Here is a 12,617-nt window from a genome sequence, read left to right on the forward strand (position 1 = left end):
TTAGCTCACCTAGTTAAGGTATTAGTTCAAGCCAACAATAAAATTGGATATATTATGAAGCTTAATGGCGCTTGTCACTGTGGCAAAGTGGTATTTAAGGTCAACTCAAAACACCCTTATCCTTACAATTTATGTTACTGCTCTATATGCCGTAAAACCGCAGGGAGTGGCGGGTTTGTTATTAATTTAAACGCGCAATACAGCACGCTTGAGGTTACAGGGCGTGAACACATAACTATTTATCATGCAAAAATAGGCGATAAAATCAGCCCTGCAGAGCGTCATTTTTGTAAGCATTGTAGTGCTAACTTGTGGTTATACGATGCACGTTGGCCTGAGCAAGTTCACCCCTTTGCAGGTGCAATAGATAGTGAGTTACCCATACCGGCAGAGCGCACTCATTTAATGCTTGGTAGTAAAGCAAATTGGGTAAATGCGCCCATTAATGAAGGTGACAAGCAGTTTGAAGAATACCCTGATGAAAGTATTGCTGCTTGGCATAAGCGTTTAAACCTCGAAAAGTAACGCAATTTTTTGTATGAGCTAAGCTTAAATTTAGGGGCAATTAAATGCATATTTAGTTAATTAAATATTAAAAATCACCGCGTAAGTAAAGGAGAATATTATGGCAGTCTCAGCAATACCAAAAGGGTTTCATTCAGTTACACCTTATTTAATTATGAATGACGCACAAAAAGCGATAGATTTTTATTGTGATGCATTTAGTGCTGAACACGTAATGCAGATGCCTTTACCTGATGGTGGAATAGCACATGCAGAAATAATAATTGGTGATTCGCATATTATGCTTTCAGATAATGGTTCTGAAGAGCATTTAAAAAACCCAAAAGAGCTCGGTGGTACAGCGCTAAGCCTTATGCTTTATGTTGAAGATGTTGATACCGTGTTTAAAAAAGCAATTGAGCTTGGTGCAACAGAAATAAGACCCGTACATGATCAGTTTTATGGTGATAGGACCGGCACGCTACAAGACCCATTTGGTCATATATGGATCATTGGTACACACAAAGAAGATGTTAGTGACGAAGAGTTAAATAATCGAATTGGGAATATAACAAATCAAGAGCAAGACGCATAACTCGCATGCTAATTAGATTTATGTAGCTTTCTAATTACCTTGATGGCTTCAATGGAAGGCTTGTAGCTTTTGCTTCAACTTAACTAGGTTTTGCCTTGTTATCGACACGGTTTTCTTACCTAAAAGTAGCTCACTTAGTAAAGTGAGTTGGTATAGATTACTAGTTAAATTTTAGGCATAAAAAAACCTCAGCCAATAATTAGCTGAGGTTCAAAAAGTGGTACCAGCGGCCGGACTCGAACCGGCACTCCTTTCGGAAGGGGATTTTGAATCCCCCATGTCTACCAATTTCATCACGCTGGCATAATTTTTCTTTAATCTTTTAAGCATAAAAAGATAAAGAAAAACCACTTAAAATAAAAAGGATACTTATATACCTCTTATTCTGTATCCGCATTATACAAACAAAAGAGGGGGCGGCAAGCATTTTCTTTTGTTTGTAATAACAACTGATTGATAATTAATCGTTTATAGCAAGGAGACTCCACCGGCAAATTTTTTAAGTCTTTTTTGGTTGATATATAAAGCGAATATTTTGGGTTATGAGTGCTATTAAATTGTCATGCGATTGAATAAATGAGCAATTGAACTATTGATAATAGTGAATCGTATTATAATAGTTATTCCTGCTTTATGCCGATTTTGCGTTTAATTCAGGTATTATTTGTACAACAAGGCTTTTAAGACATTAATTATGATTCAATTAAGTGCCAAACAGAACATTCAATCGATTGTTAAAGCTATTAAGGCAGAGGAAGCATCACTTCGTCAAAAATACCCATTACTTGCACATCAAAATACCTTAGGGTTAATTATTTTATTGCTGTCGCTTAGCGCATTAATTGGTGTTGGTGCTTTATATTATTTAGCCTTAATACCTGCTTGGGTATGTATAGTACTTGCGGCTATTGCTGCGTCTATTTCCCATGAGTTAGAGCACGACCTTATACATAAACAATACTTTAGCAATCAGCCTTTCATGCATAATTCTATGATGTTAGTAGTATGGTTAATGCGGCCAAATACTATTAGCCCATGGTACCGACGTAAAATGCATTTACACCATCACAAAACCTCAGGCACACAACAAGACCTAGAAGAACGCTTGGTGGGAAACGGTATTAAAAATCCATTTTTACGTGCGCTAGTTATTGTAGATGGGTTATTAGGGCTAATTATTTCTACTAAACGTTTTAGAAAAGAAATTAATGGCTTTAGTTTTTCGAGTGTTTTTAATGCGGGATTTCCGATAGCGACTGCGTATTTTGCTATTTTATATAGCGTTATTTTATTCCATATTGTTGATTTATTTATACCACTTTCGCTAAATTCACCTAGTTGGTTGTTAAGTACAATGGATGTGTTTGAATTTTTAATGGTTGTGCTCATTGTGCCTAATATTATTCGCTCAAGCTCGCTTAATTTTGTTACCTCAAGCATGCATTACTATGGTGGCGTTAATAACATGCTTGAACAAACTCATGTACTAACGAGTCGTTTATTTATGCCGTTTCACTTGTTTTGTTTTAACTTTGGTAAAACGCATACCATTCATCATTTTGTGCCAAATCAGCCGTTTTATTTACGCCAAATGCTAAGTAAAAAAATACTTAAAGTAATGGCGCAGCACAACGTGCGCTTTAACGATTTTGACAGCATTAAAAATGCGAATGCTTATAAATAATTACCTCCAACATTAGGAGGTCTTACATTGCTATTCTTATTTTATAATCTGAATAGCAATTATGTACCAAGCCTATTACTCTCCAGCTTCTTCTATCCACCACCGCGCTTATTAAAACTCACTTTACGTGCGTTGGTTGACTATTCAATGCCATTTTTAAATCAACAAAAGCAAAAATGGTAGGTTTAATTAGCGCTAAATCTTTACACTAAAAATAGATAAAGCCCCCCATAGTTGGGCATCTAACTTAAATGGGATTGATTATTGTAGAGCCTTCAGTAATAGTGGTTATAGAGCGAACTAATTATATTCTCAATAATACATAAGGGCTCGTGCTCATCAATATTATAAAACCAATAAATATAATAAGGACAAACAGGATGAAAAAATCACTAATTTCAATAGCGTTGGGCTTTGCTGCTCTTAGTGCGTTTAATGCCAATGCAAACATTGATCAGCAAGTTAAAAAGATAGAGCAACAGGTTATTGATTGGCGACGTGATTTTCATCAAAACCCTGAGCTTGGAAATCGCGAAACCCGCACAGCAGGTATTGTCGCTAAGCACTTAAAGTCGCTGGGTATGGAAGTACAAACAGGGATTGCTTATACAGGTGTTGTGGGGCTATTAAAAGGTGCAAAGCCAGGCCCGACAGTAATGCTACGCGCAGATATGGACGCGCTGCCCGTTACTGAAAAAGCAGATGTTGATTTTAAATCAACTAAAACCACTAATTACCGTGGTGTAGATGTAGGCATAATGCATGCTTGTGGGCACGACACGCACGTGGCTATGCTAATGGGCGCTGCACAAGTGCTTGCAAACATGAAAGATGAGCTACACGGTAATATTATGTTTGTATTTCAGCCTGCAGAAGAAGGCGCACCTGAGGGGGAAGAGGGGGGCGCTGAGTTAATGCTTAAAGAAGGCATATTTAAACAATACAAACCAGAAGCTGCTTTTGGGTTACACATAACATCTAGTTTGCACAGCGGTAAAATTGGCTATAGAAGTGGCCCTGCAATGGCCAGTGCAGACCGATTTGAAATAACAGTACATGGCAAGCAGGCACACGGCTCTGCACCGTGGACTGGGGTTGACCCCATTGCCGCAGCTGCGCAAATAGTAACAGGCGTAAATCATATTGTTAGTCGCCAAATCAACATTACCAAAGAGCCTGCTATTGTCTCGTTTGGTAAGATTGCGGGTGGGGTACGTAATAATATTATTCCTGAAGAAGTCGAAATGGTAGGCACAATTCGTAACTTTGATATGGATAACCGAGCACAAATATTTGAAAAAATAAAAACCACAGCCACGCACATTGCTAAATCGTCAGGTGCTACTGCAGAGGTACACATTCACGAAGGTTATCCGGTAACGATTAATAACCCAAAGTTAACTGCGCAAATGTTACCTAGCCTTAAAAAAGCAGCAGGTAATGAAAACGTAGTTGAAATGGGAAAAATAACCGGCGCAGAAGACTTTTCGTTTTACGCATTAGAAGTACCGAGTGTATTTGTATTTTTAGGCGGCACACCAAGTGAGCAAGATTTAAATACAGTGGCTAGTAATCACTCACCTTATTTTTATGCCGACGAATCATCGTTTAAAGTAGGCACTAAGGCGCTTAGCCTGTTAGCTGTTGATTATTTAAACGCACATAAAAGATAGCTTAAACACACCACGTTACGCTATTAGCTTAACGTGGTATTGCTGTTTTATTTAAAACATCGGATCATGTTTTTGGCACTTGCTCAACTTTTAAAAAATCACTCTCAAAAATTAAAAATCTAACCGAACATACAAATGAACCGGCGAGCAGTTTTTTATATTTTAAAAATAATGAATCGATATTGCCGGTCTTATATCTCGATTCAATCTTCATAAGCATTAAGGATTTAAATAATGGAAATTACTGGAAGCTGTTACTGTGGTGAAATTAAATACCAAGCAAAGTCTCAAAATAACAACGCACTTGTTTGCCATTGTAGCGATTGCCAACGTATGTCGAGCGGCCCATTTAGAGCAGTCATAATTGCAGAGCCTAACTCAGTCGTTTTTACTAAAGGCGAGCCAAAAGAGTATGTTAAAACAGCACAGAGCGGCAATAAACGTGCGCAAGGCTTTTGTGGTACGTGCGGCACTACACTTTACGCAACTAATGAAGCAAAGGCCGATAGAGTGTACGGCCTGCGTATAGGTGCTGTTGATCAGCGAGATGAATTTACCCCAGCTGCACAAATTTGGTCGCAATCAACGCTTAAATGGCTAAACGATTTACACCAGGTGCCTGCTTTTGAAACTACACCTCAATCATAAGTGCTGTGAGCGTTGAGAAAATAAAACAGCTAATTAGCTATGCTTTGCTAGTGGGAAAAATCTCGCTAGCTGCATTTTACTCCCTCCTTTTACCTCCTCTTTATATAAAAATTAAAGTATTTGTAGGCCAAATGACTTTGTGAATTATTTTCATATTTTATTGAAATATATGCCTATATGCTCATTTGTAGTAATACCTCACCTCAGTTTTTGTATTTAAGCTCATGATATTTATAAAAATAAAGTTTATTTTTATATGTACCTATTTGGCTTGTTAATTGCTGATAAACACCACGGACTACATATTAATGATGAGGTGAAACGAATGAGAATTTTATCCACGAGCGAAGTAGGGGCTGAATTAGAAGCAGCCAAATCACGTTTAAAAAAATTACCCCACTGGAAACTCTCTGAAAAGTTAGCCTTAGAGCTGCGCTTAAAACAACTAAGCGCTTACTTTAACGAATACAAAAGTTAGCGTTTGATTTATTAGCGTAATAGATATGGAAATTAATCCCCTTGTTTAAGCGGTTTTAAATAATATGGCTAAGGAAAAACAATGAAAAGCAAAAGGTACTGTAAAACGGCCATCGTGCTAGTAACTTACCACTGCAATGAAGGTGTTATAGAGCGCGTTAAAGAAATACAAAAATACGCCAGTAATTACATCATCACGATTGTTGATAACTCAACACAAAAGTACAAACAAAGGTATAACTTACGCCTAAGATTAAAGGCGATTGACCCCAACATTATTTATATTGATCACACACTAAACTGTCGGTTTACGGCTTATAACGTGGGGCTGCAAACAACGTTGAGTGATTTTGTTGTTTTTCGTACTGACGACGATGTATTTGATGAAAAGCACACTTTTAAACTAATAAACGAAGGCTTTGAAGAGGACTTTGTTTTTACTCCCTATTACTTTGATAATACAAAAAAAGTAGAGCACACTTATCAAAGACCGATAGAAACCCTGGTATTTAAAAAGAATTCATTATTAGCGTTTTTACCTTTTAAAACAGCCCCAAGCAGCGATTGGCAGCTAATGAAAAAGATGTTTGCTACAAAAAGCAAAAAGGAAGTGCCACTCGTTCTTTTGTATAAAAAACCGCATGGTCGCGAGGAGCTTGCTGTATGAAACTAGCAATAATAGCGCATCCCCGATTTCCTATTAAATCTCCCTATGCTGGTGGGCTAGAAGCTTTTACTGGCGCATTAGTTGAATACTACCAATCAGTTTATGAGGTTACTTTATATGCTCACCCAGACAGTGAGGTTGACTGTAAATTAAAATCGTTCCCGATGGATAACAGCCAATATCAACAATACCCCGATATAGTTGAAAACGATTTTATGCTCAAGGTAATGGACGATATAACTAAAGAGCAGTTTGACGTAGTGCATAACAACTCCCTTAACCCGATTCCCATACTGTGGGCCAGTAAAAATAATATTCCTATGTTAACCACGTTGCACACACCGCCTTACTCAAAATTAAAAGCGGTGGTAGGGCTGGCTTCTTACTCGCCATTTATACACTTTACTGCAGTGTCGCACTCTTTAGCAGAAGCGTGGGAGCCTTTTATAAACGATAAAGTAGAAGTGACCTACAATGGTATAGACCTTAAACGCTGGCAGGTAACAAAAAAGCCGCAAGATTATGTGTTTACGTATGGTCGAATATTACCAAGTAAGGGCATTGATATAGCAATATCTACAGCTCAGCAAATGGGGATTGCTATTAAATTTGCCGGCCCCATAGCCGATCAACACTATATGGATGACGTAGTGCGGCCTTTACTAAAACCCTGCGATACCTATTTAGGGCACCTTGATCACCATAGTATCAAACACCAATTGGCTCATGCCAAAGCTGCAGTATTTGGCACCCGATGGGATGAGCCTTTTGGGCTTTCTACTTTAGAAGCTATGGCAACAGGTACGCCTGTGGTGTCGTTTAATCGCGGTGCATTTGCTGAAATAGTCAGTGAAGGCGCAGGCGTGCTTGCTAAGGGCAATAATGTAAATAGTTTAGCCGCCGCGCTTGAAGCTTCATTCTCACTAAATCGAAGCGATGTAATTAAAAGCGCTCGTAATTTTCCTATTGCAAAAATGTGTAGCGAATATAGCAATATACTGGGGAGAATTGCATGAGAATACTGATGGTCGCAAGCCCAATAGTCTCTTTAAGGCAGCCCTTTAAAGGGGGCACAGAAGCCTTTGTTGCTAATTTAGCTAACGCATTGTGTAAAAAAGGCCACACTGTTGATGTGTTGTGTAAAGATGCTGATGAAGAAAACGAGTTTAACATTTTACAGTTAGACGAATCCCCACTGCGCATGAAAGACAACATAACCACAGAGGAAGAAGGCCAAAAGCTGTACCAGGCTGCCCAATTTGCGCTAATAGATAATTCGTATTACGACGTTGTGCATTACCACAGTTACTACCATGCACTATATGATGTGGCATTACTTCATAATATAAAAAGCGTAATTACTTTACATGCCCCGGTATCACCAAAGTTAGGCTTAATACATAAGCTGCATAAAGCGCGTAGCGATCACCGCTATATTGCCGTATCTAACAGGTTATGCAAAGAGTGGGAGGCTCATCTAGGTAGTGCCATTAAAGTGATTTCAAATGGCGTTACTCTACCCAAAAGTGAGTGTGTGCAAAAAATTAACAAAACCCACGATTTATTTTGGATGGGACGTATTAACGCCGAAAAAGACCTAGTATCGGCGATTAAAATAGCGCAAAAATTACAGCGCAAATTATGCATAGCTGGCCCCGTTGAGGATAGGGAATACTTCAATGCTCACGTCGAACCGCTACTTACAGACTCCATTTATTATATTGGGCATTTAAAACACGATGAATTGTTTACACAGCTTGCTAAATCTTGTTTGTTTTTAGCTACCTCTAAGTGGAATGAACCTTTTGGCCTAACCACTATTGAAGCGCTTGCTCATGGTATACCTGTTGTAGGCTTTAAAACAGCCATACCAGAAGAACTACGATTTTCTAACGTGTGTACTGCACTAAACAATGTGGATGAAGCTGTATCAGCCATTAAAAAGCTAGGCAAAGTATCGCCGCAAGCGTGCCAATCTTTTGCTAAAAACTTCGACTTTAACGTGACTGTTTCAAATTATGAGGCCGAATATGCAGCACTTATATGAGCCAAATTTACCGACTGTATTTTTTTATGTTCACCATCATGGCGCGGGCCACATTACACGTGCTGAGTTACTTATTACTAAGTTACAAAATAGCTATAACGTAGTGGTGCTTTATGGCGATTTAAACGTAAAAATTGCTTTGAATAAAGTGTGTAAGCGGAGCATTTTTGAAAAGCTACCTTCAAAATGGGCAGGCCAAAGCGCTGTACAAAGAAGCTATAACACTGCATTTGAAGGAATAGAATATAGCGAAGCGCCACTTGAACGCTCCATAACCTTTAACCTATTGGCGCAGCAATACAAACCGGTACTATTTATTAGTGATGTATCGGCCGAACTGACTATTATGGCCAGAAGCATTGGTTTACCTGTTTTAATGCAGCGCCATTCGGGTGATATTAGTGGCGACCCCACGCAAGTGTTTGCTTACGAATGCGCGACTAAACTATATGCCCCGTACCCAAAGCAGCTAGAAACACCTCACTACAGCTATTTTAATAAAACTCATTATTTAGGATTTATATCAAAATACACAGGTTGTGAAAGTGCCACCAATACAGATTTTGGCAGCTGTATTACTTTGCTAATGACCGATGCCCAAAGCGCGGCATTAATTGCCCGTACACTGATTAAGTACACCGAACACGTTGAGGTTATTGGTTGCCAAGGTGAAGCCATTGAAGGAGTAACCTACAAAGGCAAAGTGAGCAATATAGATCAAGCGATTTCAGCAAATGTGGTTGTAACAAGTGGTGGCAATAACGCAGTATCACAGTTGTTATCACTGGGGAAAAAGCTGATTGTTATACCCGAAAACCGACCCTACCAAGAGCAAGATGAAAAAGCGCGCATGTTAGCTAAAAATAACCTCGCAGTGCATTTGCCTTTTTCAGCGTTTTTACAGCACAACAATGCCCAAATAGAGGCTGCGTTGGTTAATGTAAGAAAAACCCAAACAAGTAAAACACAAATAATAAATGCTACAGAACAGTTTACCAGCGAGTTTGTAGAATTAGTTAAGGAGGTTGCAATTGAGTCATAATTTTTCAATCGTTACTATTGTAAAAGGCCGCCACCAGCAGCTTGCTAACCTTATCCACAGTATAGAAAATAGCACGCTTCGCCCATCTGATATGGTGGTGGTGTGGATGGATGAAAAAAACAGCCATAATGTTACCCCAAACACGTCTTTTGTGACTAAAAATGTGTACATACAAGAAAACGGCTTACCCCTTGCTAAAGCGCGCAACACGGGGGTTAAAAATGCGCAGCAAAACGACGTTATATTTATAGACGTAGATTGCATTTGCTCCCCAACACTTTTTGAAAGTTTACTTGCTAAACTAACGCACGGATTAGTGGTCAGTGCTAAAGCAAAGTATTTACCGTATGTGCCCAAAAGCGGTAACTATGAATTATTAGTGGAGGAAGCTGTTGATCACCCTAAACGCAAAAACTTACCTATAAACGAAGAGGTAGATTTTTTAACTTTTTGGTCTTTAATTTTTGTGATTAACAAACGTGACTTTAATAAAGTTAATGGTTTTGATGAGCAGTTTATTGGTTACGGCGCAGAAGACACCGACTTTGCAATGCAGTGCAAAGTAAGCAATATAAAGCTTAATTACATTGATGACTGGGTATTGCACCAGTACCACGATAAGTTTACGCCACCTTTAAATTACACCGAAGATATTTGTAACAACGCCAATACATTTGCAAAAAAGTGGCAATTTTTACCTATGTTTGGTTGGCTAAAAAAAATGGCCGCAATGGATATAGTTAAAATTGACGAAAAGAGCCACAGCGTTAAATTTTTAAAAAAACCGACCACCGATGAAATAGAAGCATGTCGCTCTACCTCGCCGTATTAAATTAGGTGCGTTAAATGCTAAAAGCGAAACAACCAATGGATACGACAAACGATTATTGAAATTTTTTTTCCTACATGACTGTCTATTTATAAGACCGTCATGTGGAGAAATATATGTGTAGTTCACCTAAAAGTAGCCGAGCCGTTAAAAAGTCAGCCATTAGCTTTAATGATGAGCTTACTCAAGAGCAGCGCTTGCGTTTTGCTGCAAAAGCTAATTTAGCACAAGAGCGCCGTGAACAGCGCGAAGCAACGAATAAACGCTATGAGCAAAAGCATGCGAGTAGTAAACCTTCGTCTGGTTTATTTTCGTGGTTACAGCAGCTAGTTAGCTGATTTAGCTAAAGTGGTGTTTTTACCACTGCCCAAACCACATAAAGCACACAGTACTCCTGCAATAGCGCACAGCCATAATGGCGCACTCCAACTGCCCGTAGTCGTGTGTAATGCACCAGCTAGCATAGGACCAATAGCCGCGAGCAAATAACCTACGCTTTGCGACATACCTGAAAGCGACGCTGCTTGTTGCGAATCATCGGTTCGTAAACTAATAAACGACAGCCCCAATATAAAACATGCCCCAGAGCAAAAGCCCAGCATTAGGGTCCAAACAAAAGCAAAGCTAGGCATGTAAAGCAGCCCCAATGCACTGAGTGCACTCAACATGGCTAAAATAAAGCTAAGCGCGCTTTGATCTTTTAATTTTGCCAATAGGGGGATTAATATTAAACCCGGTAATGCAGTCGCTATTTGAAAAGCACCATGATAAGCACCTGCTTGGGTAGCTGAGTGACCGGTTTCGGTTAATATGCTTGGTAACCACGTAATAATTATATAATTTAAAAACGAGTTTAAGCCCAGCAGTAGGGTAATTTGCCATGCTAGTAAATAACGCCATACACTTTTTGACGTGTCGGTGTGTTGAGCAATACTCGCGGGTTTTGTGTGCTTACTTAATTGCGACATCCATACAATAATACTCGCCAAAGTAATAAGAGCTGATGAGCCCAGCGCAAGTTGCCATCCTAATCCGTTTAACTGACTAAGCGGAAATACTAAAGTAGAAAACCCACCCGACACCACGCCCATAGTAAGCACGTAGGCTGAGGTCATTAACGCAACCTTTGCAGGAAAGTCGCGCTTAATTAAACTTGGTAATAATACGTTTGCAATGGCAATGCCCACACCAATAATAGCGGTGCCTACAAAAAGCATAGCTGAGGTATTTATTACCCGCGCTGCAACCCCTGCAAGTATAAATAACAAAGCCAAAAACAAGGTGCGCTCTAACCCTTGCTTTTTAGCAAGGGTTGCGGCCATTGGCGATACAACCGCAAAGGCAATGAGTGGCAATGTTGTTAAAAAACCAGCTTGCGATGCGCTAAGCCCAAAGTGATTAATAATTTGTTCAAGCACAGGTGCAATACCTGTAAATGTAGCGCGTAAATTTGCGGCAATAAGTAATATGCCAAGCACAAGTAATATGCCAGCAAAGCGTGATTTAGGTGTGTTATTTAACAAAAGGGAAGACCATTAAAGCTAATACTTAATGGGCGCTAGTATAAAGGCTTAGTAAAAACTATAATTTAGAGATAATGACATTAAATAACTAAAAACAGACAAAACTATGTTTGATGCAATTGGTTGGGACGACATTAAAAATTTTGAAACTATGGCGCAGCCCATAATAGCCAAAATAGAGCACGCCCATGCAAGTCACGAAATACCACTGCATACCCATCCAAAAGGGCAATTAATTTTAGCGCTACATGGTTATGTAACGTGTGAAGTGTCGGCAAAAATGTGGATGGTGCCTACGCACAGTGCAATTTGGATCCCAGCACAAAAGGTGCATAGCAATAGGGCGTCTGATAACGCGCAGCTTTGTCATTTATTTATTGATAGTAGTAAAAACGGTATGCCGTTAAATACCTGTACGTTAGCCATTACGCCGCTGGTTAAAGAGCTAATGTGTGAGTTGGCTGGGCATAATCAGCACTATACTTTAAATAGTAAAACAGCGCGTTTAGCGCAGGTGTTATTTGATCAACTTATTGAAATGCCCGTACAACCACTGGATTTTGTATTATCTAAAAATGAGGTAATTCAAACTATGAGCGATCAGCTCATAAATATGCCAAATAACCGAAAAACACTACCACAATGGGCTAAGCAGTTTGCATTAACTGAGCGCACATTAGCGCGGTTAATTAAAAAAGAAACAGGCATGACATTCGGAAAGTGGCGTACGCAATTACATATAATTACAGCCTTAAAAGCGCTTTCTGATAAGCAAAGTGTGCAGCAGGTGTCGGAATTATTAGGGTATGAGTCGGTGAGTGCGTTTATTACTATGTTTAAAAAGGTAATGAAAAAGTCGCCCATGAAATACATGAGCGACCTAAATCAGTTAAATTAGCTTAGCTCTTAAATAAGTTTAGCCTTTAAG

General features: G+C 39.2%; 14 protein-coding genes and 1 tRNA gene. 13 read left to right on the forward strand and 2 right to left on the reverse strand.

What is annotated here, in order from left to right; translation table 11 throughout:
* The first annotated feature begins 54 nt into the window (after positions 1-54).
* Together H5120_RS00905 and H5120_RS00910 are read left to right on the forward strand one after the other, a co-directional pair.
* Complete coding sequence (locus H5120_RS00905) at positions 55-525, forward strand: GFA family protein (RefSeq protein ID WP_182673297.1); 471 nt, start codon at positions 55-57, stop codon at positions 523-525.
* 100 nt (positions 526-625) lie between these two features.
* Positions 626-1,099: a VOC family protein gene (locus H5120_RS00910; protein WP_182673298.1), complete on the forward strand. Its 474-nt coding sequence runs from the start codon at positions 626-628 to the stop codon at positions 1,097-1,099.
* 218 nt (positions 1,100-1,317) lie between these two features.
* Here H5120_RS00910 and H5120_RS00915 read toward each other — a convergent pair.
* Positions 1,318-1,402 (reverse strand) — tRNA-Leu (locus H5120_RS00915).
* 391 nt (positions 1,403-1,793) lie between these two features.
* Between H5120_RS00915 and H5120_RS00920 the strand changes: the two genes are divergently transcribed.
* The 10 genes from H5120_RS00920 (at position 1,794) to H5120_RS00965 (ending at position 10,504) form a co-directional block, all read left to right on the forward strand.
* Positions 1,794-2,783 (forward strand): fatty acid desaturase, encoded by a 990-nt coding sequence (locus tag H5120_RS00920; RefSeq protein ID WP_182672951.1) that lies wholly within the window; start codon positions 1,794-1,796, stop codon positions 2,781-2,783.
* A 380-nt stretch (positions 2,784-3,163) separates the two neighbouring features.
* Positions 3,164-4,456, forward strand: a complete 1,293-nt coding sequence (locus tag H5120_RS00925; RefSeq protein WP_002958068.1) for an amidohydrolase — start codon at positions 3,164-3,166, stop codon at positions 4,454-4,456.
* A gap of 234 nt (positions 4,457-4,690) precedes the next feature.
* Positions 4,691-5,104, forward strand: coding sequence for a GFA family protein (locus H5120_RS00930; protein ID WP_182672953.1), 414 nt, complete (start codon positions 4,691-4,693; stop codon positions 5,102-5,104).
* Positions 5,105-5,429: 325 nt separating this feature from the next.
* A complete protein-coding gene (locus H5120_RS00935) occupies positions 5,430-5,582 on the forward strand; it encodes a hypothetical protein (protein WP_160318638.1) in 153 nt (50 codons plus the stop codon).
* An 81-nt stretch (positions 5,583-5,663) separates the two neighbouring features.
* Positions 5,664-6,248 carry a glycosyltransferase gene (locus H5120_RS00940; RefSeq protein ID WP_182673299.1) on the forward strand — a complete coding sequence of 195 codons (585 nt, stop codon included), beginning with the start codon at positions 5,664-5,666 and terminating at the stop codon, positions 6,246-6,248.
* Positions 6,245-7,264, forward strand: coding sequence for a glycosyltransferase (locus H5120_RS00945; protein WP_182673300.1), 1,020 nt, complete (start codon positions 6,245-6,247; stop codon positions 7,262-7,264). Before H5120_RS00940 ends, H5120_RS00945 begins: the two co-directional genes overlap by 4 nt.
* Positions 7,261-8,295: a glycosyltransferase gene (locus H5120_RS00950; RefSeq protein ID WP_182673301.1), complete on the forward strand. Its 1,035-nt coding sequence runs from the start codon at positions 7,261-7,263 to the stop codon at positions 8,293-8,295. The genes H5120_RS00945 and H5120_RS00950 overlap by 4 nt, the downstream gene beginning before the upstream one ends.
* Positions 8,279-9,337 carry a glycosyltransferase gene (locus H5120_RS00955; RefSeq protein ID WP_182672861.1) on the forward strand — a complete coding sequence of 353 codons (1,059 nt, stop codon included), beginning with the start codon at positions 8,279-8,281 and terminating at the stop codon, positions 9,335-9,337. Before H5120_RS00950 ends, H5120_RS00955 begins: the two co-directional genes overlap by 17 nt.
* Positions 9,327-10,169 (forward strand): glycosyltransferase family 2 protein, encoded by an 843-nt coding sequence (locus H5120_RS00960; RefSeq protein WP_182673302.1) that lies wholly within the window; start codon positions 9,327-9,329, stop codon positions 10,167-10,169. The genes H5120_RS00955 and H5120_RS00960 overlap by 11 nt, the downstream gene beginning before the upstream one ends.
* Before the next feature lie 113 nt (positions 10,170-10,282).
* Positions 10,283-10,504: a hypothetical protein gene (locus H5120_RS00965; RefSeq protein ID WP_182673303.1), complete on the forward strand. Its 222-nt coding sequence runs from the start codon at positions 10,283-10,285 to the stop codon at positions 10,502-10,504.
* Here the strand turns inward: H5120_RS00965 and H5120_RS00970 are convergent.
* Positions 10,493-11,689, reverse strand: a complete 1,197-nt coding sequence (locus tag H5120_RS00970; RefSeq protein ID WP_182673304.1) for an MFS transporter — start codon at positions 11,687-11,689, stop codon at positions 10,493-10,495. The genes H5120_RS00965 and H5120_RS00970 overlap by 12 nt on opposite strands.
* Before the next feature lie 106 nt (positions 11,690-11,795).
* Between H5120_RS00970 and H5120_RS00975 the strand changes: the two genes are divergently transcribed.
* Complete coding sequence (locus tag H5120_RS00975) at positions 11,796-12,587, forward strand: helix-turn-helix domain-containing protein (RefSeq protein WP_007581507.1); 792 nt, start codon at positions 11,796-11,798, stop codon at positions 12,585-12,587.
* Positions 12,588-12,617: the final 30 nt, after the last annotated feature.

Origin of the sequence: Pseudoalteromonas sp. SR43-2, assembly GCF_014163885.1 — a bacterium.
Taxonomy (GTDB): domain Bacteria; phylum Pseudomonadota; class Gammaproteobacteria; order Enterobacterales; family Alteromonadaceae; genus Pseudoalteromonas; species Pseudoalteromonas distincta.

Excerpts from the sequence above, each read along its gene's own strand:
- H5120_RS00905 (WP_182673297.1), top strand. The coding sequence starts at position 55 with ATGAAGCTTAATGGCGCTTGTCACTGTGGCAAAGTGGTATTTAAGGTC.
- H5120_RS00910 (WP_182673298.1), top strand. The coding sequence starts at position 626 with ATGGCAGTCTCAGCAATACCAAAAGGGTTTCATTCAGTTACACCTTAT.
- H5120_RS00920 (WP_182672951.1), top strand. The coding sequence starts at position 1,794 with ATGATTCAATTAAGTGCCAAACAGAACATTCAATCGATTGTTAAAGCT.
- H5120_RS00925 (WP_002958068.1), top strand. The coding sequence starts at position 3,164 with ATGAAAAAATCACTAATTTCAATAGCGTTGGGCTTTGCTGCTCTTAGT.
- H5120_RS00930 (WP_182672953.1), top strand. The coding sequence starts at position 4,691 with ATGGAAATTACTGGAAGCTGTTACTGTGGTGAAATTAAATACCAAGCA.
- H5120_RS00935 (WP_160318638.1), top strand. The coding sequence starts at position 5,430 with ATGAGAATTTTATCCACGAGCGAAGTAGGGGCTGAATTAGAAGCAGCC.
- H5120_RS00940 (WP_182673299.1), top strand. The coding sequence starts at position 5,664 with ATGAAAAGCAAAAGGTACTGTAAAACGGCCATCGTGCTAGTAACTTAC.
- H5120_RS00945 (WP_182673300.1), top strand. The coding sequence starts at position 6,245 with ATGAAACTAGCAATAATAGCGCATCCCCGATTTCCTATTAAATCTCCC.
- H5120_RS00950 (WP_182673301.1), top strand. The coding sequence starts at position 7,261 with ATGAGAATACTGATGGTCGCAAGCCCAATAGTCTCTTTAAGGCAGCCC.
- H5120_RS00955 (WP_182672861.1), top strand. The coding sequence starts at position 8,279 with ATGCAGCACTTATATGAGCCAAATTTACCGACTGTATTTTTTTATGTT.
- H5120_RS00965 (WP_182673303.1), top strand. The coding sequence starts at position 10,283 with ATGTGTAGTTCACCTAAAAGTAGCCGAGCCGTTAAAAAGTCAGCCATT.
- H5120_RS00975 (WP_007581507.1), top strand. The coding sequence starts at position 11,796 with ATGTTTGATGCAATTGGTTGGGACGACATTAAAAATTTTGAAACTATG.